This is a genomic window from Pseudomonas sp. Y3 TE3536 (genome assembly GCF_053629175.1).
This window is the reverse complement of record NZ_JBRJHU010000001.1, coordinates 644,632-669,346: the sequence shown is the minus strand read 5'-3', so window position 1 is coordinate 669,346 and position 24,715 is coordinate 644,632. Positions and strand designations below refer to the sequence as shown.

General features: G+C 62.0%; 20 protein-coding genes. 17 read left to right on the top strand and 3 right to left on the bottom strand.

Going from position 1 to position 24,715, the window contains the following annotated elements:
- Positions 1–228 precede the first annotated feature (228 nt).
- From dapC to map, 3 genes are read right to left on the bottom strand one after another with little or no spacing between them, the layout of a single operon-like run.
- A complete protein-coding gene (gene dapC, locus AB7M33_RS02970; protein ID WP_186675975.1) occupies positions 229–1,425 on the bottom strand; it encodes a succinyldiaminopimelate transaminase in 1,197 nt (398 codons plus the stop codon).
- A 30-nt stretch (positions 1,426–1,455) separates the two neighbouring features.
- Complete coding sequence (locus AB7M33_RS02965) at positions 1,456–4,158, bottom strand: [protein-PII] uridylyltransferase (protein WP_274884140.1); 2,703 nt, start codon at positions 4,156–4,158, stop codon at positions 1,456–1,458.
- A gap of 37 nt (positions 4,159–4,195) precedes the next feature.
- Positions 4,196–4,978, bottom strand: coding sequence for a type I methionyl aminopeptidase (gene map, locus AB7M33_RS02960; RefSeq protein ID WP_027595791.1), 783 nt, complete (start codon positions 4,976–4,978; stop codon positions 4,196–4,198).
- A gap of 346 nt (positions 4,979–5,324) precedes the next feature.
- Between map and rpsB the strand changes: the two genes are divergently transcribed.
- The 17 genes from rpsB (at position 5,325) to AB7M33_RS02875 (ending at position 24,642) form a co-directional block, all read left to right on the top strand.
- Positions 5,325–6,062 (top strand): 30S ribosomal protein S2, encoded by a 738-nt coding sequence (rpsB, locus tag AB7M33_RS02955; protein WP_027595792.1) that lies wholly within the window; start codon positions 5,325–5,327, stop codon positions 6,060–6,062.
- A gap of 186 nt (positions 6,063–6,248) precedes the next feature.
- Positions 6,249–7,112, top strand: a complete 864-nt coding sequence (gene tsf, locus AB7M33_RS02950) for a translation elongation factor Ts (protein ID WP_027595793.1) — start codon at positions 6,249–6,251, stop codon at positions 7,110–7,112.
- Between the two features lie 180 nt (positions 7,113–7,292).
- Positions 7,293–8,036, top strand: a complete 744-nt coding sequence (pyrH, locus tag AB7M33_RS02945) for a UMP kinase (protein WP_009686950.1) — start codon at positions 7,293–7,295, stop codon at positions 8,034–8,036.
- Positions 8,033–8,590, top strand: a complete 558-nt coding sequence (gene frr, locus AB7M33_RS02940; RefSeq protein ID WP_027595794.1) for a ribosome recycling factor — start codon at positions 8,033–8,035, stop codon at positions 8,588–8,590. Before pyrH ends, frr begins: the two co-directional genes overlap by 4 nt.
- Before the next feature lie 15 nt (positions 8,591–8,605).
- Complete coding sequence (gene uppS, locus AB7M33_RS02935; RefSeq protein ID WP_027595795.1) at positions 8,606–9,361, top strand: polyprenyl diphosphate synthase; 756 nt, start codon at positions 8,606–8,608, stop codon at positions 9,359–9,361.
- On the top strand, positions 9,361–10,176 hold the full coding sequence (locus AB7M33_RS02930) for a phosphatidate cytidylyltransferase (protein WP_027595796.1): 816 nt from the start codon (positions 9,361–9,363) through the stop codon (positions 10,174–10,176). Before uppS ends, AB7M33_RS02930 begins: the two co-directional genes overlap by 1 nt.
- Positions 10,173–11,363, top strand: coding sequence for a 1-deoxy-D-xylulose-5-phosphate reductoisomerase (gene ispC / locus AB7M33_RS02925; RefSeq protein ID WP_454242396.1), 1,191 nt, complete (start codon positions 10,173–10,175; stop codon positions 11,361–11,363). The genes AB7M33_RS02930 and ispC overlap by 4 nt, the downstream gene beginning before the upstream one ends.
- 60 nt (positions 11,364–11,423) lie before the next feature.
- Positions 11,424–12,776, top strand: coding sequence for an RIP metalloprotease RseP (rseP, locus tag AB7M33_RS02920; protein WP_252826947.1), 1,353 nt, complete (start codon positions 11,424–11,426; stop codon positions 12,774–12,776).
- A 70-nt stretch (positions 12,777–12,846) separates the two neighbouring features.
- Complete coding sequence (gene bamA / locus AB7M33_RS02915; protein ID WP_265968616.1) at positions 12,847–15,210, top strand: outer membrane protein assembly factor BamA; 2,364 nt, start codon at positions 12,847–12,849, stop codon at positions 15,208–15,210.
- A 44-nt stretch (positions 15,211–15,254) separates the two neighbouring features.
- A complete protein-coding gene (locus tag AB7M33_RS02910) occupies positions 15,255–15,758 on the top strand; it encodes an OmpH family outer membrane protein (RefSeq protein WP_027595800.1) in 504 nt (167 codons plus the stop codon).
- A gap of 1 nt (position 15,759) precedes the next feature.
- Positions 15,760–16,815, top strand: coding sequence for a UDP-3-O-(3-hydroxymyristoyl)glucosamine N-acyltransferase (gene lpxD / locus AB7M33_RS02905; protein ID WP_027595801.1), 1,056 nt, complete (start codon positions 15,760–15,762; stop codon positions 16,813–16,815).
- Positions 16,816–16,928: 113 nt separating this feature from the next.
- Complete coding sequence (gene fabZ / locus AB7M33_RS02900; RefSeq protein ID WP_003252314.1) at positions 16,929–17,369, top strand: 3-hydroxyacyl-ACP dehydratase FabZ; 441 nt, start codon at positions 16,929–16,931, stop codon at positions 17,367–17,369.
- Positions 17,366–18,142, top strand: coding sequence for an acyl-ACP--UDP-N-acetylglucosamine O-acyltransferase (gene lpxA, locus AB7M33_RS02895; RefSeq protein ID WP_099428489.1), 777 nt, complete (start codon positions 17,366–17,368; stop codon positions 18,140–18,142). The genes fabZ and lpxA overlap by 4 nt, the downstream gene beginning before the upstream one ends.
- A 1-nt stretch (position 18,143) precedes the next feature.
- Positions 18,144–19,271 carry a lipid-A-disaccharide synthase gene (gene lpxB / locus AB7M33_RS02890; protein ID WP_238216387.1) on the top strand — a complete coding sequence of 376 codons (1,128 nt, stop codon included), beginning with the start codon at positions 18,144–18,146 and terminating at the stop codon, positions 19,269–19,271.
- Position 19,272: 1 nt separating this feature from the next.
- Positions 19,273–19,896 (top strand): ribonuclease HII, encoded by a 624-nt coding sequence (gene rnhB / locus AB7M33_RS02885; RefSeq protein WP_027595804.1) that lies wholly within the window; start codon positions 19,273–19,275, stop codon positions 19,894–19,896.
- A gap of 168 nt (positions 19,897–20,064) precedes the next feature.
- On the top strand, positions 20,065–23,589 hold the full coding sequence (gene dnaE / locus AB7M33_RS02880; protein WP_099428490.1) for a DNA polymerase III subunit alpha: 3,525 nt from the start codon (positions 20,065–20,067) through the stop codon (positions 23,587–23,589).
- A 105-nt stretch (positions 23,590–23,694) separates the two neighbouring features.
- On the top strand, positions 23,695–24,642 hold the full coding sequence (locus AB7M33_RS02875) for an acetyl-CoA carboxylase carboxyltransferase subunit alpha (RefSeq protein WP_099428491.1): 948 nt from the start codon (positions 23,695–23,697) through the stop codon (positions 24,640–24,642).
- Positions 24,643–24,715 lie beyond the last annotated feature (73 nt).

The window sequence follows — 24,715 nt, the reverse complement described above, 5'->3', positions numbered from 1 at the left end:
ATCCCTGTGGGGGCAACTGTCTTGCGCAATTTCTAAAAATTGACGCATTACGTGGGAGCGGGCTTGCCCCGCGAACACCGGCGAAGCCGGTGCCATGCACCGCGTAGCCCCATTCGCGGGGCAAGCCCGCTCCCACAGGGTCCTCACATGGTCTGAACCTGCGCAGTTCCCTGTGGCTTGTCGGGGCGCCGAGCCGCTGCGATGGGGCGCAAAGCGCCCCCTGCCTAATCAGCGGTTCTGCAGGAACGCGCGAATCCGCTCGGCGGCCTCGATGCACTCGGCCAGCGGCGCAACCAACGCCATGCGCACTCGGCCAGCGCCAGGGTTCACGCCATCCACGTCACGCGACAGGTACGACCCCGGTACCACGGTCACATGCTGGGCTTCGAACAGGTCGCGGGTGAACGCGGCGTCGCAGCCCGGCACCTTGGCCCACAGGTAGAAGCTGCCATCCGGGCGTTGCACATCCATCACCGGCTGCAGGATATCCAGCACGGCATCGTACTTGGCGCGGTACTGGTCACGGTTTTCGCGCACGTGCGCCTCGTCCTGCCAGGCAGCGATGCTGGCCAGCTGGGTCTGCACGGGCATGGCGCAGCCGTGGTAGGTGCGGTACAGCAAAAATGGCTTGATGATCTCGGCATCGCCCGCGACAAAGCCCGAACGCAGGCCAGGCAGGTTGGAACGCTTGGACAGGCTGTGGAACACCACGCAGCGTTTGAAATCGCTGCGGCCCAGTTCGGCGCAGGCGCTGAGCAGGCCCGGTGGCGGGGCGTCTTCGTCGAAGTACAGCTCGCTGTAGCATTCGTCGGCGGCGATCACGAAATCATGCTCGTCGGCCAGGGCAATCAGCTTCTTCAGGGTGTCCATCGGCACCAGTGCGCCGGTAGGGTTGCCTGGCGAGCACAGGAAGAGGATTTGGCAACGCTGCCAGACATCAGCCGGCACGGCGTCGAAGTCAGGGTTGAAGCCGTTGTTTTCAAGGCACGGCAGGTAGTGCGGGGTGGCGCCTGCCAGCAGCGCCGCACCTTCGTAGATCTGGTAGAACGGATTAGGGCTGACCACCAGGCCATCATCGGCCCGGTTGACCACGGCCTGGGTGAAGGCGAACAGTGCTTCGCGGGTGCCGTTGACCGGCAGGATGTGACGGTCGGCATCCAGCCATCCGGTTGGTACGCCGAAACGGCGCTCGCACCACTGGCCGATGGCCTGGCGCAGCCCTGGCAGGCCGAGGGTGCTGGGGTACACCGCCAGCTTGTCGAGGTTGTCGGCCATGGCCTGGGCGACGAACGCCGGCGATGTGTGCTTCGGCTCACCGATCGACAGCGCGATGGCGCGCTTGTCTGCCGCTGGTTTCACACTGCCCAGCAGGGCGCGCAGTTTCTCGAACGGGTAGGGCTGAAGCTGGGTCAGGGCATGGTTCATCGGCGCAAGGTCTCGTCAATCGTCTAATCGTTAAAAGGTCACGCGGGTCGGGCTGGCGTCGCTTGCCTGGCCAGCCTGCAGCTGCTGGACGATAGCCTCCTGCAGGCGGCTGCACAGCTGCGGGTCGGACAGCGGCTGGTTGTCGGCATCGGTGATGAAGAACACGTCTTCCACGCGCTCGCCGAGGGTGGCGATTTTGGCATTCTGCAACGACAGGTCGAACTCCAGGAAGATGCGGCCGATCCGGGCCAGCAGGCCCGGCCGGTCGGGCGCGGTGATCTCAAGGATGGTCACCGGCCGCTGGGCATCGTTGAGGATGGTCACCTGCGGCGGGAAATTGAAGTGCTTGAGCTGGCGTGGCACCCGGCGCTGAATGATCGTCGGGTAGTCCTCGGGGTTGCGCAGCGCTTCGGTGAGGCCATCGCGAATCTGCTTGACCCGCTGCGGGTTGTCGCCGATCGAGCCGCCGTCATTGTCGAGCACGATATAGGTGTCGAGGGTGAACTGGCTGCTCGAGGTGATGATGCGCGCGTCATGGATGTTCAGGTTCAGCTGCGACATGGCCGCCACGGTCACGGCGAAGAAGTCGTGCTGGTCGGGGGCGTAGATGAAGATCTGCGTACCGCCCTCGAACTCGCGCTGGGTGGTTTCCTTGATCAGCACCAGCGGCCCGCCGTCGGCCGGCTGCTGGAGGATGGCGTCGGTGTGCCAGGCCACATCGGCCGCGTTGTGCTTGAGGAAGTAGTCGTCACCCAGCTGCGACCAGAGTTGCTCGACGTCGTCCGGGTCGACGCCTTCGCGCACGAGGATGTCCAGCGCGGCGCTTTGGGTCTGGCGGATCTGCTCTTCGCGGTCCAGTGGGTTTTCCAGGCCACGGCGCAGGGCGCGCTTGGTCTCGGTGTACAGCTGGCGCAGCAGGCTGGCGCGCCAGGAGTTCCACAGGCTGGGGTTGGTAGCGTTGATGTCGGCCACGGTCAGCACATAGAGGTAATCCAGGCGGGTCTCGTCCCCCACATGCAAGGCAAAGTCGTTGATCACCTGTGGGTCGGACAGGTCTTTGCGCTGTGCGGTGGTGGACATCACCAGGTGGTTCAGCACCAGCCAGACGATCAGGCGGCTGTCCCAGGCCGGCAGTTGGTGGCGCTCGCAGAACGTCTGTGCGTCCACCGCGCCCAGCTCCGAGTGGTCACCCTGGCGGCCCTTGCCGATGTCGTGGTAAAGCCCGGCCAGGTAGATCAGCTCGGGTTTGGGCAGGCGGCCCATGAGCTTGCTGGCCAGCGGGAATTTCTCGGAAACCGGCGTGTACTGCAGTTTGCGCAGGTGCTTGATCAGGTTGAGCGTGTGCGCATCGACCGTATAGATGTGGAACAGGTCATGCTGCATCTGCCCGACGATCAGGCCGAATTCCGGCAGGTAGCGGCCGAGGATGCCGTAGCGGTTCATGCGGCGCAGGTTGCGGTGGATGCCGATCTCGCACTTGAACAGCTCGATGAACAGGCTGGTGTTGCGGATATCGTGACGGAAGGTTTCGTCGATCAGGTGCCGGTGCTCGCGCAGCAGGCGCACGGTATCGGCGCGTACCCCTTTGATCTCCGGGTGCTGGGCCATCAGCACGAAGATCTCCAGCATGGCGAACGGCGTGCGTTTGAATACGTTCGGCTTGGCGGCTTCTATATAGCCGTCATGCAGGCGGAAGCGCGCATTCAAAGGTTGGGTGGTGCCACTGTCATCGTCGGCGAGGATGACTTCCTCGAAGTGCTGGATGATCAGGTCGCACAACTGGCTGATGCTCATCACCACCCGGTAGTACTGCTGCATGAACTGCTCGATCGCGCGCTTGGGGTTCTCGTCGCTGTAGCCCAGCAGGGCGGCGATGCTGCGCTGGTGGTCGAACAGCAAGCGGTCTTCCGAGCGCCCGGCCAGCATGTGCAGGGCATAGCGCACCTTCCACAGGAAGTCCTGGGAGGAGGCCAGCAGTTCGTTCTCGCTTTCCAGCAAAAAACCTTCGCCGGCCAGGGCGTGCAGGTTCAGCGTGCCGTATTGGCGGCGCGCCACCCACAACACGGTCTGGATGTCGCGTAGGCCACCAGGTGAGCCCTTGACGTTGGGCTCAAGGTTGTACTCGGTGTCGTTGTACTTGTGGTGGCGGGCCTTGAGCTCGGCGCGCTTGGCCAGGAAGAACTCCTTGCTCGGCCACATGTGCTCGGTGCTGGTGACGTCCAGCATGCGCTGGCGCAAGGCTTCGGGGCCGGCGATGGTGCGGCTTTCCATCATGTTGGTGATGACCGTCAGGTCGGCACGCGCCTGCTCGGCACATTCGTCGACGGTGCGCACACTCTGGCCCACTTCCAGGCCGATGTCCCAGAGCAGGGTGAGGAAGCGCTCGATGGCCTCGCGGTACTGCTCGTGTTCGGCAGCACCCAGCAAAATCAGCAGGTCGATGTCGGAATGCGGGTGCAGTTCACCGCGCCCGTAACCGCCCACCGCGACCAGGGCGATGCCGCTATGGTCGCCCCAGTCGAACTGGTTCCAGGCCTGCTGCAGGATGTTGTCGACGAGCCAGGCGCGGTCCTCGATCAAACGGCGGATTTCGCGGCCTTCGCGAAAACGCCGGTCGAGCACCTCGCCCGCCTGGCGGATGGCTTTCTTGAAGGCGGCGATAGGGCTCGCCTTGAGGGCCAGTTCCGCCTGGAACTGGCCGCGGTCGAACAGCTCGGGATCCACCTGGGGCATTGCGTCGCGTTCCTGTCGTGGGGTGCCTGGCGCGGACTCAGGCCGAGGTGCGCGCGATGGTGTCGTCCTTGCGCAGGGTGAAGATCTCGTAACCGGTCGCCGTCACCACCAAGGTGTGTTCCCACTGGGCCGAGAGCTTGCGGTCCTTGGTAATGGCGGTCCAGCCATCGCCCAGGACCTTGGTGTCGGCCTTGCCCTGGTTGATCATCGGCTCGATGGTGAAGGTCATGCCTTCTTTGAGTTCCATGCCAGTGCCGGCGCGGCCGTAGTGGAGGATCTGCGGTTCTTCGTGGAACACTTTGCCGATGCCGTGGCCGCAGAACTCGCGCACCACCGAGAAGCCGTTCTTTTCAGCGTGCTTCTGGATCACTTCGCCGATGTCGCCCAGGCGGCAGCCCGGCTTGACCAGCTCGATGGCCTTGTACATGCATTCCTGGGTGACCTTGGACAGGCGCTCGGCCCAGACCGGCACGTTGCCGACGTGGAACATGCGGCTGGTGTCGCCGTGGTAGCCGTCCTTGATCACGGTGACATCGATGTTGAGCGTGTCACCGTCCTTGAGCGGCTTGTCGTTGGGGATGCCGTGGCAGACCACATGGTTGATCGAGGTGCAGATCGACTTGGGGTAACCCTTGTAGTTGAGCGGCGCCGGGATGGCCTGCTGGACGTTGACGATGTAGTCGTGGCACAGGCGGTCCAGTTCTTCGGTGGTGACACCGGGCTTGACGTGCTCTTCGATCATTTCCAGCACCTCGGCGGCCAGGCGGCCGGCGATGCGCATCTTCTCGATGTCTTCTGCGGTCTTGATGGTGACGGTCATTACAGGCTCTCTACGGCGCCGTGCACGGCGCGAACAAACGGGAAAGGCCGGATTCTAGCAGAGCAGGGCGGCAATCGGTCGGGATAAAGCCGGCCATCCTGCTGTCTATAGAGGGCATTTTGGCCTGAAAGCCTGGGTGCTGCAAAAACCGCTGACGGACGCGACAGTATTCGGGTTCCGTTCGCTCGCGGTCTGTGGTATAAAATGCGCCGCTTTCGGGGTCGACCCCGTAAGCCCTAAACCCACACACGTGTCGACACGATGACCTGGGTGCCCCGGATTCTAGAATCTGTGGGTTGGTCATTGGGATGCGTGGAGGCCCAACCCGACTTATCAAGGAACTATCATGTCCCAAGTCAACATGCGCGATATGCTGAAGGCCGGTGTGCACTTCGGCCACCAGACCCGTTACTGGAACCCGAAAATGGGCAAGTACATTTTCGGCGCGCGTAACAAGATCCACATCATCAACCTGGAAAAAACCCTGCCAATGTTCAACGAAGCTCTGGCTTTCGTAGAGCGTCTGGCCCAGGGCAAGAACAAGATCATGTTCGTCGGCACCAAGCGTTCCGCCGGCAAGATCGTCGCCGAGCAAGCTGCTCGTGCCGGTTCGCCATACGTTGACCACCGCTGGTTGGGCGGCATGCTGACCAACTACAAAACCATCCGTGCTTCGATCAAGCGTCTGCGCGACCTGGAAACTCAGGCCGAAGATGGCACCTTTGCCAAGCTGACCAAGAAAGAAGCCCTGATGCGTTCGCGCGATCTGGAAAAGCTGGACCGCAGCCTGGGTGGTATCAAGGACATGGGCGGCCTGCCTGATGCCCTGTTCGTGATCGACGTTGACCACGAGCGCATTGCTATCACCGAAGCCAACAAGCTGGGCATCCCGGTTATCGGCGTTGTCGATACCAACAGCAGCCCGGAAGGTGTTGACTACATCATCCCAGGTAACGATGACGCCATTCGCGCTATCGAGCTGTACATGACTTCGATGGCTGACGCCATCATCCGCGGCCGCAACAACGTTGCTGGCGGCACCGAAGTCTACGCTGAAGAAGCGGCTGCACCTGCTGCTGAGTAATTGACGCCTGGCGTCTACTTGGCACGCAAAAAGGGGGCTTTGCCCCCTTTTTGCCACCTTGAAATCCTGCTGTCAGCAACCGCCCCGCACTATGGGCCTGCTGAGATAAACACAGCGGATTTGCAGAATTGAACGCCCGTGATGAGCGGGTGGAATGGTTGAAAAACTTTCCAAGAGGATTTTGAAATGGCAGCAATTACTGCAGCGCTGGTCAAAGAACTGCGCGAGCGTACCGGCGAAGGCATGATGGATTGCAAAAAGGCCCTGGAAAAGGCCGGCGGCGACATCGAAAAAGCCATTGACGACATGCGTGCCTCGGGCGCCATCAAGGCCGCCAAAAAGGCTGGCAACGTCGCTGCTGAAGGCGCTATCGCCGTCAAGACCGACGGCAAAGCCGCCGTTCTGCTGGAAGTCAACTCGCAGACCGACTTCCTGGCCCTGCAAGACGACTTCAAAAACTTCGTAGCCGAAAGCCTCGAAGAAGCCTTCGCCCAGAAGCTGACCGACGCTGCACCGCTGATCGCCTCGCGCGAAGCAGCCCGTGAAGCCCTGGTCGCCAAGTGCGGCGAAAACGTCAACATCCGCCGCCTGGCGCGCGTTGAGGGTGACGTTGTTGGTGCTTACCTGCACGGCAACAAGATCGGTGCCGTTGTTGTCCTGAAAGGCGGCGACGTCGAGCTGGCCAAGAACATCGCCATGCACGTTGCTGCTTCGAACCCGGAGTTCCTGGATGCATCGGAAATCTCCGCCGAGGCCATCGAGCGCGAGAAGAATGTCTTCCTGCAGCTGAACGCCGACAAGATCGCCGGCAAGCCGGAAAACATCGTTGAGAACATGATCAACGGCCGTATCACCAAGTTCAAGGCTGAAGCTTCGCTGAAAGAGCAAGCCTTCGTCATGAACCCGGAAGTCAAGGTTGGCGAGCTGGCCAAGAAAGCCGGTGCTGAAATCGTTTCCTTCACCTACTTCAAGGTCGGCGAAGGCATCGAGAAGCCAGTCGACAACTTCGCTGAAGAAGTTGCCGCTCAGGTAGCTGCTGCCAAGCAGTAAGACAGACACGTCTGTCGCCCCAAAGAGGCTGCCCGCTCACGCGCGCAGCCTCTTTGTCAAAGCGGGAGTGGTTTTCCAAACCGCTGTTCGCTGACGCAGTCGCTGCGTCACGTTAGAGTTACACGCAGGCTCAAGCAGCCCGCCAGAATTTTTTTACAAACGCCGCAGGAGAGATTCGCAATGGCTCAGCAGGGCAGTGGTCATCAGGCTCGCTATAAACGCATTCTACTCAAACTTAGCGGCGAGGCCCTGATGGGCTCGGAAGAGTTCGGGATCGACCCCAAGGTCCTGGATCGCATGGCGCTGGAAGTCGGCCAGCTGGTCGGCATCGGTGTGCAAGTCGGTCTGGTGATCGGCGGTGGCAACCTGTTCCGTGGTGCGGCGCTCAGTGCAGCCGGCATGGACCGCGTCACCGGTGACCACATGGGCATGCTGGCGACCGTCATGAATGCCCTGGCCATGCGCGACGCGCTGGAGCGGGCAAACATTACCGCCATCGTCATGTCGGCGATTTCCATGGTAGGCGTAACCGATCACTATGATCGCCGCAAAGCCATGCGCCACCTGAACGCCAAAGAAGTCGTAATCTTCGCTGCCGGTACCGGCAACCCGTTCTTCACCACCGACTCCGCCGCTTGCCTGCGCGCCATCGAAATCGATGCCGACGTGGTATTGAAGGCAACCAAGGTCGATGGTGTATACACTGCAGATCCATTCAAAGACCCGCATGCCGAGAAGTTCGATCATCTGACCTACGATGAAGTGCTGGATCGCAAGCTGGGTGTGATGGATCTGACGGCAATTTGCCTTTGCCGCGACCACAAGATGCCGCTGCGCGTCTTCAACATGAACAAGCCGGGCGCCCTGCTGAACATCGTGCATGGCGGCGCGGAAGGAACCCTGATCGAGGAAGTTCAAAAATGATCAACGCTATCAAGAAAGACGCCCAGGACCGCATGGGCAAGTCCATCGAGGCGCTGGGTCGCCACCTGGCTGCCATCCGCACCGGCCGTGCCCACCCAAGCATTCTGGACAGCGTCAGGGTCACTGCCTGGGGTAGCGAAATGCCGCTGAACCAGGTGGCCGCGATTACCGTCGAGGACGCGCGCACCCTAAAGATCGTCGCGCACGACAAGAACCTCAGCGCTGCCATCGAAAAAGCCATCCTGACCTCCGACCTGGGCCTGAACCCGTCCAGCGCCGGTACCACCATCCGCGTCCCGATGCCGGCCCTGACCGAGGAAACCCGCAAGGGTTACACCAAGCAGGCCAGCGGCGTTGCCGAAGATGCCAAGGTAGCCGTGCGTAACGTGCGCCGTGACGCACTCGCCGACCTGAAGAAGCTGACCAAGGACAAGGAAATCAGCGAAGACGAAGAACGTCGCGCCGCTGACGAGATCCAGAAGCTGACCGACAAGTTCGTCGCCGAAATCGACGCTGCGTTCAAGGCCAAGGAAAAGGACCTGTTGGCCGTCTAAGGCCGAGGTTTTTTAATGGAAAAGACCAAGCCAGCGGCGCCGTCCTCGGTGCCGCGACACGTCGCGATCATCATGGATGGCAACAACCGCTGGGCGAAGAAGCGCTTGCTGCCCGGCGTTGCCGGGCACAAGGCTGGCGTCGATGCCGTGCGTGCGGTCATCGAAGTCTGCGCCGAATCGGGGGTCGAGGTACTGACCCTGTTCGCCTTCTCCAGCGAAAACTGGCAGCGCCCCGCCGAAGAGGTCGGTGCGCTGATGGAGTTGTTCTTCTCGGCCCTGCGCCGTGAGGCGCGTCGCCTCAACGAGAACAACATCAGCTTGCGCATCATTGGTGATCGCTCGCGCTTTCACCCTGAGCTGCAGGCTGCCATGCGTGAGGCCGAGGCACTGACCGCCGGCAACAACCGCTTCATCCTGCAGATCGCGGCCAATTACGGTGGCCAGTGGGATATCGCCCAGGCCGCCCAGCGCCTGGCGCGGGAAGTACAGGCGGGCCATCTGCGTCCGGACGATATCACGCCGGGTCTGCTGCAGACGTGCCTGTCCACCGGTGAGTTGCCGTTGCCGGACCTGTGTATCCGCACCGGGGGCGAACGCCGCATCAGCAATTTCCTGCTGTGGCAGCTGGCCTATGCCGAGCTGTATTTCTCCGACCTGTACTGGCCGGACTTCAAACACGAGGCCATGCGCAATGCCCTGGCCGATTTCGCTTCGCGCCAGCGCCGCTTCGGTAAGACCAGCGAGCAGGTCGAGGCTGGAGCTCGTGCTTAATGCTTAAACAACGCATCATTACCGCGCTGATCCTGCTGCCGGTCGCGCTGGGTGGCTTCTTCCTGCTCAACGGTGGGGATTTCGCCCTGTTCATCGGCTTCGTGGTCACCCTCGGCGCCTGGGAGTGGGCGCGCCTGGCGGGGTTGATGACCCAGCCACTGCGCATTGCCTACGCCGCGGTCGTCGCCGGAGCGCTGATGCTGCTGCACCTGATGCCCGACCTGGCACCGTGGGTGCTGGGTGCGTCAGTGATCTGGTGGGGGCTGGCCACCTGGCTGGTGCTGACCTATCCGCGCAGCAGCGAGCTATGGGCCAGTGCGGCCTGCCGCTTGCTGATTGGCCTGCTGGTGTTGCTGCCGGCGTGGCAAGGCCTGGTGCTGCTCAAGCACTGGCCGCTCGGCAACTGGCTGATTCTGTCGGTCATGGTGCTGGTGTGGGCCGCCGACATCGGTGCCTACTTCTCTGGTCGAGCCTTCGGCAAGCGCAAGCTGGCGCCGCAGGTCAGCCCGGGCAAGAGCTGGGAAGGCGTCTATGGTGGCCTGGCTGTCAGCCTGGTCATTACGCTGGTGGTCGGTATCAGCCGCGACTGGGGCGTTGGCCAGATTCTGCTGGGCCTGATGGGCGCGGCACTGGTGGTCATGGCCTCGGTGATCGGTGACCTGACCGAAAGCATGTTCAAGCGCCGCTCGGGCATCAAGGACAGCAGTAACCTGCTGCCCGGCCATGGTGGCGTGCTCGACCGCATCGACAGCCTGACGGCGGCCATCCCGCTCTTTGCCGTGCTGCTGTGGGCTGCCGAATGGGGTGTGATGTGAGTACGTTGCAGCGCATTACCGTGCTGGGTGCCACGGGCTCCATTGGCCTGAGCACGCTGGATGTGATTGCACGTCACCCTGAGCGTTATTCGGTATTTGCCCTGAGCGGTTACTCGCGCATCGACGAGCTGCTGGCGCTGTGCGTCCAGCATCGCCCGGAGTACGCGGTGGTGCCTAGTGCCGAAGGTGCTGCGCGCTTGCGCGACGGCCTGGCGGCCGTCGGTTGCGCTACCCAGGTGCTGGAAGGCGAGGCGGGGCTTTGCCAGGTTGCCGCAGCGCCTGAGGTGGATGCGGTGATGGCCGCCATCGTGGGTGCAGCAGGGCTGCGACCGACCTTGGCTGCCGTCGAGGCGGGCAAGAAAGTGTTGCTGGCCAATAAAGAGGCCCTGGTGATGTCTGGCGCGCTGTTCATGGAGGCGGTGCGGCGCAGTGGTGCCGTGCTGCTGCCGATCGACAGCGAGCACAATGCAATCTTCCAGTGCCTGCCCGGCGACTATGCCCGCGGCCTGAGCCAGGTGGGGGTGCGCCGCATCCTGCTGACGGCATCGGGTGGCCCGTTCCGCGAAACACCGTCCGCCGCATTGGCCGATGTCACGCCGGAGCAGGCGTGCGCGCACCCTAACTGGTCCATGGGGCGCAAGATTTCCGTGGATTCGGCCAGCATGATGAACAAAGGGCTCGAGTTGATCGAGGCCTGCTGGCTGTTCGATGCCTCGCCCGCCAAGGTCGAGGTGGTGGTGCACCCGCAGAGCGTGATCCACTCGCTGGTGGATTACGTGGACGGATCTGTGCTCGCCCAGCTGGGCAACCCGGACATGCGCACGCCGATCGCCAATGCGCTGGCCTGGCCAGAGCGCATTGATTCTGGCGTCGCACCGCTGGACCTGTTTGCCATCGCACGCCTGGATTTCCAGGCACCCGACGAACAGCGCTTCCCGTGCCTGCGCCTGGCGCGGCAGGCTGCCGAGGCCGGCAACAGTGCACCTGCCGTGCTCAATGCGGCCAACGAAGTGGCTGTCGAGGCATTTCTCCAGCGGCGTATCCGCTTCCCGGAGATCGCGGGTATGATCGAACAAGTGCTCGATCAGGAGCCTGTAGTGCCACTGGCTTCGTTGGACGCGGTATTTGCCGCCGACCAGCGTGCCCGGGAGCTGTCCCGTGAGTGGTTGCGGCGTCACGGTCGATGATGCAGGCCTGCCAGGGCTTGTGCGAAAAGTCGTTCTGCTGAACGTCATCTGGAGAAAGATATGACTGCGCTCTACATGATTGTCGGCACCCTGGTGGCCTTGGGTGTTCTGGTCACGTTCCACGAATTTGGCCACTTCTGGGTGGCCCGACGCTGCGGCGTCAAGGTGCTGCGTTTTTCGGTGGGCTTCGGTACGCCGTTGTTGCGCTGGCATGACCGCCAGGGCACCGAATTCGTGGTGGCGGCGATTCCGCTGGGCGGCTACGTCAAGATGCTCGATGAGCGTGAAGGCGATGTGCCGCCTGCGTTGGCCGACCAATCGTTCAACCGAAAAAGCGTGCGTCAGCGTATCGCCATCGTCGCCGCCGGCCCGATTGCCAACTTCTTGCTGGCCATCGTGTTCTTCTGGCTGTTGGCCATGCTCGGCACCCAGCAGATTCGCCCGGTCATCGGTGCAGTCGAAGCGGGCAGCCTGGCAGCGTCGGCAGGCCTGACCGCAGGTCAGGAAATTGTATCCATCGATGGCAAGGCGACCAGCGGTTGGTCTGCGGTCAACCTGCAACTGGTTCGCCGTCTGGGCGAGAGCGGCACCCTGCAGGTAGGCGTGCGCGACGAAGGCGCCAGCGCCGAGCAGCACTTGCAGATCAAGCTGGACCACTGGCTGAAGGGCGCCGACGAGCCAGACCCTATCCAGTCCCTGGGCTTGCGCCCATGGCGCCCGGTGATCGTGCCGGTGCTGGCCGAGATTGATTCGAAAGGGCCGGCCGCTGCCGCCGGCTTGAAGACAGGTGACAAGCTGCTGGCCCTCGATGGCGTGGCAGTGAACGACTGGCAGCAGGTGGTCGACACCGTGCGCGCCCACCCGCAAGCCAAGGTCGTGGTGCGTGTCGAACGCGATGGTGCTGCGCTGGATGTACCGGTAACCCTGGCCCGCAAGGGTGAGGGCAAGGCCGCGGGCGGTTACCTGGGCGCGGGGGTAAAAGGTGGCGAATGGCCTGCCAACATGCTTCGCGAAGTCAGCTATGGCCCGTTGGACGCGGTAGGTGAGGGCTTGTCGCGCACCTGGAACATGAGCGTCCTGACGCTCGAGTCGCTGAAGAAAATGCTGTTCGGAGAGCTCTCGGTAAAAAACTTGAGCGGACCGATAACCATTGCTAAAGTGGCGGGCGCTTCAGCCCAGTCCGGCGTGGGGGATTTCCTGAATTTCCTGGCCTACCTGAGCATAAGCCTGGGGGTTCTTAACCTGCTGCCCATTCCAGTACTGGATGGGGGGCATTTGCTGTTTTACCTGGTCGAGTGGGCGCGCGGTCGTCCGCTGTCAGATCGGGTGCAAGGTTGGGGGGTCCAGATCGGTATCAGTTTGGTCGTAGGGGTGATGTTGCTCGCCCTGATCAACGATCTGGGTCGACTATAAAGCTTCGCATTGCGAACCTGCCGCCACTTCGCGGCGGGTTGTTTATTGCCAGTTGGAATAAAAGGACTTCATGAAACGTCTGCTGCTAACTGCGGTCCTCTCCGCACTGATGATCGCTGAAGTTCACGCCGAGTCCTTCACCATCTCCGATATTCGTGTCAACGGCCTGCAGCGGGTTTCCGCCGGCAGCGTCTTCGGTGCCTTGCCGCTCAACGTCGGCGATCAGGCCGATGATCGGCGCCTGGTGGATTCGACCCGTTCCCTGTTCAAGACTGGCTTCTTCCAAGACATCCAGCTGAGCCGCGATGGCAATGTCCTGATCATCAACGTGGTCGAGCGCCCGTCGGTTTCCAGCATCGAGATCGAAGGCAACAAAGCGATCAGCACCGAAGACCTGATGAAGGGTCTGAAGCAGTCTGGCCTGGCCGAAGGTGAAATCTTCCAGCGCGCCACCCTTGAAGGTGTGCGTAACGAGCTGCAGCGCCAGTACGTGGCCCAGGGCCGCTACTCTGCCGAGGTCGACGCCGAAGTCGTGCCGCAGCCGCGCAACCGCGTCGCGCTGAAAATCAAGATCAACGAGGGCACCGTCGCTGCCATTCAGCACATCAACGTGGTGGGCAACAACGTCTTCGACGACGAAGAGCTGTCGCAGCTGTTCGAGCTGAAAACCACCAACTGGCTGTCGTTCTTCAAGAACGACGACAAGTACGCCCGTGAAAAACTCTCCGGTGACCTGGAGCGTCTGCGTTCCTACTACCTGGACCGTGGCTACATCAACATGGATATCGCCTCTACCCAGGTATCCATCACGCCAGACAAGAAACACGTCTACATCACCGTCAACATCAACGAAGGCGAGAAGTACACCGTCCGTGACGTGAAGCTCTCCGGTGACCTCAAGGTGCCGGAAGACCAGGTCAAGTCGCTGCTGCTGGTGCAGCCGGGCCAGGTATTCTCGCGCAAGGTGATGACCACCACGTCCGAGCTGATCACCCGTCGTCTGGGTAACGAAGGCTACACCTTCGCCAACGTCAACGGCGTGCCACAGCCGAACGACCAGGACCACACCGTCGATATCATGTTCGTGGTCGACCCGGGCAAGCGTGCCTACGTCAACCGCATCAACTACCGCGGCAACACCAAGACCGAAGACGAAGTGCTGCGTCGCGAAATGCGCCAGATGGAAGGCGGCTGGGCGTCGACCTACCTGATCGACCAGTCCAAGACCCGTCTGGAGCGCCTGGGCTTCTTCAAGGAAGTCAACGTCGAGACCCCGCCGGTGCCTGGCACCGATGACCAGGTCGACGTCAACTACAGCGTCGAGGAACAAGCGTCCGGCTCCATCACGGCGTCGGTCGGTTTCGCTCAGAGCGCCGGTCTGATCCTGGGTGGTTCGATCAGCCAGAGCAACTTCCTGGGTACCGGTAACAAGGTCTCCATCGGCCTGACTCGTTCCGAATACCAGACCCGCTACAACTTCGGCTTCGTGGACCCCTACTTCACGGCTGACGGTGTCAGCCTGGGTTACAACGCCTTCTACCGCAGCACCGACTACGACGACCTCGATGTCGACGTTGCCAGCTATGCGGTCGACAGCCTGGGCGCCGGTGTCAGCCTGGGTTACCCGATCAGCGAAACCTCGCGCCTGACCTATGGCCTGAGCGTTCAGCAGGACAAGATCAAAACCGGTAAATACACCGTTGACGAGATCTTCGATTTCCTCGATCAAGAGGGTGACAACTTCCTGAACTTCAAGGCGTCGATCGGCTGGTCCGAGTCGACCCTGAACAAAGGCGTGCTGGCGACTCGCGGTCATTCGCAAAGCCTGACCCTGGAATCGACCATTCCGGGCAGCGACCTGTCGTTCTTCAAGCTCGACTACCGTGGTCAGCTGTTCAAGCCGATCACCAACGACTACACCCTGCGCCTGCACACTGAACTGGGCTATGGTGATGGCTACGGCAGCACCTCGGGCCTGCCGTTCTACGAGAACTACTACGCGGGCGGCTTCAACTCTGTCCGTGGCTTCAAGGACAGCAGCCTGGGCCCGCGCAGTACGCCTAGCCGTGGTGAAGGTAACGAAGGCGGCAAGCCGGGTACCATCCGCGACCCGGATCAGGATCCGCTGCCGTTCGGTGGCAACGTGTTGGTCCAGGGTGGTGTCGAACTGCTGTTCCCACTGCCGTTCGTCAAGGACCAGCGTTCGCTGCGCACGTCGGTATTCTGGGACGTGGGTAACGTGTTCGATACCAACTGCGGCAGCAAGCCAGATTGCGAGAAGGTCGGTTTCTCGGGTATGGCCAGTTCGGTGGGTTTGGGTGTGACCTGGATCACTGCACTGGGCCCGTTGAGCTTCAGCCTGGCGATGCCGGTCAAGAAGCCGGACGATGCCGATACCCAGGTGTTCCAATTCTCTCTGGGCCAGACCTTCTAAGGTCGGCCCTTGCATAACGACAACGGTTTATCCAGGAGTGCATCGTGCGTAAGTTGACTCAACTGGCCATTTTGGCCGCGGCGCTGGTCGCCACCCCGGCTTTCGCCGAAATGAAGGTTGCCGTCCTGAACTATCAGATGGCCCTGCTGGAATCGGATGCCGCCAAGAAGTATGCGGTCGATGCAGAGAAAAAATTCGGCCCGCAACTGACCAAGCTGAAAAGCTTGGAAAGCAGCGCCAAGGGCATCCAGGACCGCCTGATCAAAGGTGGCGACAAGATGCAGCAGCAGGAGCGTGAGCGCCTGGAGCTCGAGTTCAAGCAAAAGGCCCGTGACTTCCAGTTCCAGTCCAAGGAACTGAACGAAGCCAAGGCCGTTGCTGACCGTGACATGCTCAAGCAACTCAAGCCGAAGCTGGACGGTGCTGTCGAGGAAGTGATCAAGAAGGGCGGTTTCGACCTGGTTCTCGAGCGTGGCGCGGTCATCGATGTCAAACCTCAGTACGACATCACCCGCCAAGTCATCGAGCGCATGAACCAAGCCCGTTGATATGACCTTGAACATGACGCTTGGCCAGTTGGCCGAAGCCCTCGGCGCCACCCTCAAGGGGCCCGAGGCGCTGCAGATTACCGGGCTGGCCACCTTGCAGGAGGCCGGCCCCGGTCAATTGAGCTTCCTCGCCAACCCGCAGTACCGCAAATTCCTGGATAACAGCCAGGCGGCAGCGGTGCTGCTCAAGGCTGCGGATGCTGAAGGCTTTGCTGGCAATGCACTGATCGTCGCTGATCCGTACTTGGCCTATGCGCGCATTTCCCACCTGTTCGATCCCAAGCCCAAGGCTGTGGCGGGAATTCATCCCAGCGCCGTAGTGGCTGAAGATGCCCAGGTGGATGCCAGTGCGAGCATCGGCCCGTTCGTCGTCATCGAAAGTGGTGCGCAGGTTGCTGCCAATGTCAGCATCGGTGCCCACTGCGTGGTCGGTGCCCGTTGCGTCATCGGTGAGGGCGGCTGGCTGGCGCCACGGGTCACCCTGTACCATGACGTGACCATCGGCAAGCGTGTGGTGATCCAGTCTGGCGCAGTGATCGGTGGCGAGGGCTTCGGCTTCGCCAACGAGAAGGGCGTATGGCGCAAGATTGCCCAGATCGGCGGCGTGACCATCGGCGATGATGTAGAAATCGGCGTCAACACGGCAATCGACCGTGGTGCGCTGTCGGACACGCGCATTGCCGACGGGGTCAAGCTCGACAACCAGATCCAGATCGCCCATAACGTTCAGATCGGTGAGCACACGGCCATGGCCGCCTGTGTCGGGATTTCCGGCAGCACGCGCATTGGCAAGCACTGCACCATTGCTGGCGGTGTCGGCATGGTGGGTCATATTGATGTCTGTGATAACGTTTTCGTGTCCGGGATGACCATGGTGACCCGATCGATCACCGAACCGGGTGCCTATTCTTCCGGCACAGCCATGCAGCCATTGGCTGACTGGCGCAAGAGCGCCGCGCGTATCCGCCACCTGGACGACATGGCCAAGCGTCTCCAGCAGGTGGAAAAGCGCATCGATACCGTGACCTCAGGTGGCCAGCCGGCATCAGAAGGCTGATACCATTCCCTGAGCAAGAGTGAACAGACGCTAGCTGGCTCCTCTTTGGACTGCAAAAGGAGCGCGTGGTCAGCACCTGCGCTCCCTATTCTTATTACAGGCTTCCCCCCGAAATGATGGACATCAACGAGATTCGCGAATACCTGCCTCACCGTTACCCGTTCCTGCTGGTGGATCGCGTGACGGATCTGGACTTCGAGGCCCAGAGCATTCGTGCCTACAAGAATGTCAGCATCAACGAGCCGTTCTTCAATGGCCACTTCCCGGCCCACCCGATCATGCCGGGCGTTCTGATCATCGAGGCCATGGCCCAGGCGGCCGGCATCCTCGGTTTCAAGATGCTCGATGCCAAGCCGGCGGATGGCACCCTGTACTACTTTGTCGGGTCCGACAAATTGCGTTTCCGTCAGCCGGTATTGCCGGGTGACCAGCTTGTGCTGGAAGCCAAGTTCCTCAGCCGCAAGAGCATGATCTGGAAATTCGAGTGCCGCGCCCTGGTCGACGGCAAGCCTGTCTGCTCGGCAGAAATCACCTGCGCGGAACGCTCCCTATGAATTTGATTGATCCTCGGGCCATCATCGACCCGTCGGCCAAGCTGGCCGACGGTGTCGAGGTGGGCCCCTGGTCGATCGTTGGCCCTGATGTCGAAATCGGGGAGGGCACCGTCATTGGCCCGCATGTGGTGCTCAAGGGGCCGACCCGTATCGGCAAGCACAACCGCATCTACCAGTTTTCCTCGATCGGCGAAGACACCCCTGACCTCAAGTACAAGGGTGAGCCGACGCGCCTGGTGATCGGTGATCACAATGTGTTCCGCGAAGGTGTGACCATTCACCGCGGTACCGTTCAGGACCGTGCAGAAACCACCGTCGGCGATCACAACCTGATCATGGCCTACGCCCACATCGGTCACGATAGTGTCATCGGCAATCATTGCATTCTGGTGAACAACACCGCGTTGGCGGGGCATGTTCATGTGGGTGACTGGGCAATTCTGTCCGGGTACACCCTGGTGCACCAGTACTGCCATATCGGTGCACATGCGTTTTCCGGCATGGGCACGGCGATCGGCAAAGACGTACCGGCCTTCGTCACGGTGTTCGGCAGCCCGGCCGAAGCACGCAGCATGAACTTCGAAGGCATGCGCCGTCGGGGTTTCAGCGACGAGGTCATTCATATCCTGCGTCGTTGCTACAAGATCGTCTACCGTCAGGGCCTGACCGTCGAAGATGCGATCAAGGCGCTGGACGAACTGGCAGCCCAGCACCCTGAGGTCGATCTGTTCCGTCAGTCGATCCTGAATTCTGCCCGCGGCATCACCCGCTGACATGGCCCAGCTTTGCGTAGCCCTGGTCGCGGGTGAGGCCAGCGGCGATATTCTCGGGTCTGGCTTGATGCGCGCCCTCAAGGCGCGCCATCCCGACGTCCGCTTTATCGGCGTTGGCGGCCCCTTGATGGAAGCCGAAGGCCTGCAATCCTACTTCCCCATGGAACGTCTGGCGGTCATGGGCCTGGTCGAGGTACTGGGACGGCTGCGTGAGCTGCTCAAGCGCCGCAAGTTGTTGATCCAGACCCTCATCGCCGAAAAGCCCGATGTGTTCATCGGCATCGACGCCCCGGATTTCACCCTCAACATCGAATTGAAACTGCGTCAAGCCGGTATCAAGACCGTGCACTACGTCAGCCCATCCGTATGGGCGTGGCGGCAGAAGCGCGTGCTGAAGATCCGCGAAGGCTGCGACCTGATGCTGACGCTGTTGCCGTTCGAAGCCCGGTTCTACGAGGAGCAGGGGGTGCCGGTGCGTTTCGTCGGCCACCCACTGGCCGATACCATTCCGCTCGAGGCCGACCGACAGGCGGCGCGCGCTGCGCTTGGCCTAGGCCCAGGCCCGGTGGTGGCCTTGATGCCTGGCAGCCGCGGCGGCGAGGTCGGGCGCCTGGGGGCGCTGTTCCTCGATGCCGCCGAGCGCTTGCGCGAACGAGTACCGGGTGTGCGCTTCGTGCTGCCCTGCGCCAACGCCGCACGGCGTGCCCAGGTCGAGCAGATGCTCGAAGGGCGCGCGCTGCCGCTGACCCTGCTCGACGGCCAGTCGCACCAGGCCCTGGCGGCCTGCGATGCGGTGCTTATCGCATCGGGTACCGCCACCCTGGAGGCACTGCTGTACAAGCGGCCCATGGTGGTGGCTTATCGCCTGGCGCCGTTGACCTACTGGATTCTCAAGCGCCTGGTCAAAAGCCCTTACGTGTCGTTGCCCAACCTGCTGGCCCAGCGCGAACTGGTGCCTGAACTGCTGCAGGATGACGCCACCAGCGAAGCCCTGGCGCAAACCTTGGCCCCCTTGGTGGCCGATGGCAGCCAGCAGACCGAACGTTTCGACGAGATTCACCGCACCCTGCGCCGGGATGCTTCCAACCAGGCCGCCGAGGCGGTACTGGCCTTGCTCAAGGACCGCTGAGATGCAAATAGGACTGGATTTCAACCTGGTCGAAGACCTGGTCGCCGGGGTCGATGAAGTCGGCCGTGGCCCGTTGTGTGGCGCGGTGGTGACGGCTGCAGTGATCCTCGACCCGGCACGGCCGATCCTCGGCCTCAACGATTCGAAGAAACTCACCGAAGCCAAGCGCGAGGCGTTGTTCGACGAAATCTGCGAGAAGGCGCTGAGCTTTTGCATTGCCCGCGCCGAGGTCGAAGAAATCGACCGCCTGAACATTCTTCAGGCCACCATGCTGGCCATGCAGCGTGCGGTCGAGGGGCTGCATGTCACGCCCAAGCTGGCACTGATCGACGGCAACCGCTGCCCCAAGCTGGCGGTGCCCGCGGCACCAGTCGTAAAAGGTGACAGCCAGGTACCGGCCATCGCGGCTGCGTCGATCCTGGCCAAGGTGACGCGTGATCGGGAGATGAGTGCGTTCGAGCTGATCTACCCCGGTTACGGCATCGGTGGGCACAAGGGTTATCCGACGCCGGTGCACCTTGAAGCCCTGGCACGGCTTGGGCCTACGCCCATTCATCGACGCTCCTTTGCGCCGGTGCGGGCGGCCTGGGAGGCCCGTGAGGGCATTACCGATTCTTTGATCTAGTGCATGGGGCCGCTTTGCGGCCCTTTCGCGACGCAAGGCCGCTCCTACAGAAATCATGCGTTCCTCTGTAGGAGCGGCCTTGTGTCGCGACGGGCTGCGAAGCAGCCCCAAATCCTGCCCTCATTTACGCTACAATCCCGCCCTTGTCGTTCTGCTACAGGATCACCCATGTCGGTTCCCTTCGTTCACCTTCGCGTGCACTCCGAATTCTCGCTGGTCGACGGCCTGGTGCGGATCAAACCGCTGGCCAAGGCACTGGCGGGGATGAACATGCCGGCGGTGGCGATCACCGACCAGAGCAACATGTGCTCGCTGGTGAAGTTCTACAAGACCGCCATGGGCGCCGGGATCAAGCCGATCTGTGGTGCCGACCTGTGGCTGGCCGGGCCCGACCCGGAAGCCCCGTTGTCGCGTATCTGCTTCCTGGCGATGAACCCCCAGGGCTATCGCAACCTCACCGAGCTGATTTCGCGCGGTTGGGTCGAAGGCCAGCGCAATGGCCTGGTGATTTTGCAGCGCGAGTGGATCGCCCCCGCCAGCGAAGGCCTGATCGCCTTGTCAGCTGGCAAGGAAGGCGACATTGGCGCCGCGCTGCTCTCTGGCCGGGTTGAAGAAGCCGAAGCGCTGTTGCGCGACTGGATGGGCATGTTCCCCGAGCGCTTCTACGTTGAAGTGCAGCGCACCAACCGCGCCCGCGACGAAGAATACGTGCACGCTGCTGTGGCCCTGGCCGACAAGGTCGGCGCGCCGCTGGTGGCGACCAACGATGTGCGCTTCATCAAGCAGGCCGACTACGATGCCCACGAAACCCGTGTCTGCATCGGCGAGGGCTGGACCCTGGACGACCCGCGTCGCCCGCGCAACTACAGCGACCAGCAGTACCTCAAGAGCGCGGACGAAATGGCCGAGCTGTTCAGCGACTTGCCCGACGCCATCGCCAACACTGTCGAGATCGCCAAGCGCTGCAACATCCAGGTTCAATTGGGCAAGCACTTCCTGCCCGATTTCCCGACGCCCAATGGCATGGGCATCGACGATTACCTGCGCCATGTCTCCCATGAAGGCCTGGAGGAGCGCCTGGCGGTGCTCTGGCCCAAAGAGACCACGCCAGACTATGAGGAAAAGCGCCAGGTCTACCTGGACCGCCTGAAGTTCGAGCTGGATATCATCATCCAGATGGGCTTCCCCGGCTACTTCCTGATCGTTATGGACTTCATCAAGTGGGCCAAGAACAACGGCGTGCCGGTCGGCCCAGGCCGAGGCTCGGGTGCCGGTTCGCTGGTCGCCTACGTGTTGAAGATCACCGACCTCGACCCGCTGGCCTATGACCTGCTGTTCGAGCGCTTCCTCAACCCTGAACGGGTATCCATGCCCGACTTCGACGTCGACTTCTGCATGGATGGCCGTGACCGGGTCATCGAGTACGTGGCTGATGCCTACGGGCGCAACGCGGTCAGCCAGATCATCACCTTCGGTACCATGGCCGCCAAGGCGGTGGTGCGCGACGTGGCGCGGGTGCAGGGCAAGTCCTACGGCCTGGCCGATCGCCTGTCGAAGATGATCCCCTTCGAAGTCGGCATGACCCTGGAAAAAGCCTATGAGCAGGAAGAGATCCTGCGCGACTTCCTCAAGGGCGACGAAGATGCCCGCGAGATCTGGGAGATGGCCCTCAAGCTCGAGGGTGTCACCCGGGGTACCGGCAAGCACGCCGGTGGTGTGGTCATCGCCCCGACCAAGCTCACCGACTTCTCGCCGATCGCCTGTGACGAAGAGGGCGGCGGCCTGGTAACCCAGTTCGACAAGGACGATGTCGAGGCCGCCGGGCTGGTCAAGTTCGACTTCCTTGGCCTGCGTACGCTCACCATCATCAAGTGGGCGATGGAGACGATCAACCGCGAGCAGGCCAAGCAGAACCTGCCGGACCTGAACATCGACTTCATTCCCCTGGATGACCGCAAGACCTACGAGTTGCTGCAAAAAGCCGAGACCACGGCGGTGTTCCAGCTCGAATCGCGCGGCATGAAGGAGCTGATCAAGAAGCTCAAACCAGACTGCCTGGAAGACCTCATCGCACTGGTGGCGCTGTTCCGCCCAGGCCCGCTGCAGTCGGGCATGGTGGACGACTTCATCAACCGCAAGCACGGCCGCGCCGAGCTGGCCTACCCGCACCCGGACTACCAGTATGACGGCCTGCAGCCGGTACTGGCGCCGACCTACGGCATCATCCTGTACCAAGAGCAGGTGATGCAGATTGCCCAGGTCATGGCCGGCTATACCCTGGGCGGTGCCGACATGCTGCGGCGGGCCATGGGTAAGAAAAAGCCCGAAGAGATGGCCAAGCAGCGCGGCGGCTTCATCGAAGGCTGCGCGAACAACGGCATCGATGGCGATCTGGCAGGTAACATCTTTGACCTGGTAGAGAAATTCGCCGGTTACGGCTTCAACAAATCTCACTCTGCCGCCTATGGCCTGGTGTCCTACCAGACCGCCTGGCTGAAAACCCACTACCCGGCGCCGTTCATGGCCGCGGTACTGTCGGCGGACATGCACAACACCGACAAGGTGGTGGTGCTGATCGAGGAAGTGCGCAGCATGAAGCTGCGCCTCGATGCGCCCGATGTGAACACCTCCGATTTCAAGTTCACCGTCAATGACGATGGCCGTATCGTCTATGGCCTGGGTGCGATCAAGGGCGTGGGCGAGGGGCCGGTGGAAGCCATCGTCGAAGTGCGTGCGCAGGGCGGCCCGTTCAAGGACCTGTTCGATTTCTGCGAGCGCGTCGACCTCAAGCGCGTCAACAAGCGCACCCTCGATGCGTTGATCCGCAGTGGTGCACTGGACCGTCTGGGCCCGTACTTCCATGACGAGATCAAGGCCTACCAGGCCAACATCGACCGTAACCGTGCAACCTTGCTGGCGGCACTGGAAGAGGCGATCAAGTCGGCCGAGCAGACCGCACGTACAGCCGACAGCGGCCACGTCGACCTGTTTGGCGGATTGTTCGTCGAAGCAGACTCGGACGTCTATGCCAACCACCGCAAGGTCCGCGAGCTGACCCTCAAAGAGCGTCTCAAAGGCGAGAAGGACACACTGGGCCTGTACCTGACCGGTCACCCGATCGACGAGTACGAAAGCGAGATTCGCCGTTTTGCCCGGCAGCGCATCATCGACCTGAAGCCGTCCCGTGAGTCCCAGACGATCGCCGGCATGATCATTGCGTTGCGGGTCATGAAGAACAAGAAGGGTGACAAGATGGGCTTCGTCACCCTCGATGACCGCTCGGGGCGCATCGAGGCGTCGCTGTTTGCCGACTCCTTCATGGCGGCCCAGTCATTGCTGCAGAACGACGCCATGGTCGTGGTCGAAGGGGAGGTCAGTAACGATGACTTCTCGGGCGGCCTGCGCCTGCGGGTGAAGCAGGTAATGACCATGGAAGACGCGCGCACGCGCCTGGCCGAAAGCCTGCGCTTGAAAGTCGCCCATGACGCGCTCAAGGGCGACCGCCTGAACTGGCTGGGTGAGCTGATCACCCGTCACCGCGGCGGCTGCCCGATTACCCTGGAATACACCGGCAGTGACGCCAAGGCCATGCTGCAGTTTGCCGATGAGTGGTCAATCGACCCGGCTGACGGCCTGATTCAGGCACTGCGTGACCAGTTCGGACGTGAGAACGTCTTCCTGCAATATCGTTGAATCGACGAATTTTAATCTCGACCTGAATGCGCCCGATCCCTTAAGGTAGGGCGCCAAACGGATCAACCGGCCGGCCGCCTGGCCGTAGACCCAAGACGGATGCCTATGAACCCGAATTTCCTCGATTTCGAACAGCCGATTGCCGACCTGCAAGCCAAGATCGAAGGCCTGCGCCTGGTGGGTAACGACAACTCGCTGAACATCAGCGATGAAATTGCCCGTCTGCAAGACAAGAGCAATACCCTGACCGAAAGCATCTTCGGCAACCTGACCAGCTGGCAGATCGCCCGCCTGGCGCGTCACCCGCGTCGTCCTTACACCTTGGACTACCTGCAGCACATCTTCACTGAATTCGAAGAGCTGCACGGTGACCGCCATTTCTCCGATGATGCCGCGATCGTGGGCGGTACCGCCCGCCTGGATGGCAAGGCAGTGATGGTCATCGGCCACCAGAAGGGCCGCGAAGTACGTGAGAAGGTACGCCGCAACTTCGGCATGCCGCGCCCTGAAGGCTACCGTAAGGCGTGCCGCCTGATGGAAATGGCCGAGCGCTTCAAGATGCCGATCCTGACGTTCATCGACACCCCAGGTGCCTACCCAGGTATCGACGCCGAAGAGCGCAACCAGAGCGAGGCGATTGCCTGGAACCTGCGTGTCATGGCGCGCCTGAAGACGCCAATCATCGCCACCGTGATCGGTGAGGGTGGTTCTGGCGGTGCACTGGCCATTGGTGTGTGCGACCAGCTGAACATGCTGCAGTACTCCACCTACTCGGTGATTTCGCCGGAAGGCTGCGCCTCGATCCTGTGGAAGACCGCCGACAAGGCTGCCGATGCCGCCGAGGCCATGGGTATCACGGCCGAACGCCTGAAAAGCCTGAACATCGTCGACAAGGTCATCTCGGAGCCGCTGGGCGGCGCCCACCGTGACCCGGCCGCCATGGCTGAAAGCATCCGTGCCGACCTGGTGCAGCAGCTGGACATGCTGGGCAAGCTCGACAATGACGCGCTGCTGGCACGCCGTTACGAGCGCCTGATGAGCTACGGCCTCTGATACACCCCGGGGCCGCTTTGCGGCCCCTGTGGGAGCGGGCTCGACCCGCGAAGAGGCCGGCTCTGGCAACGGA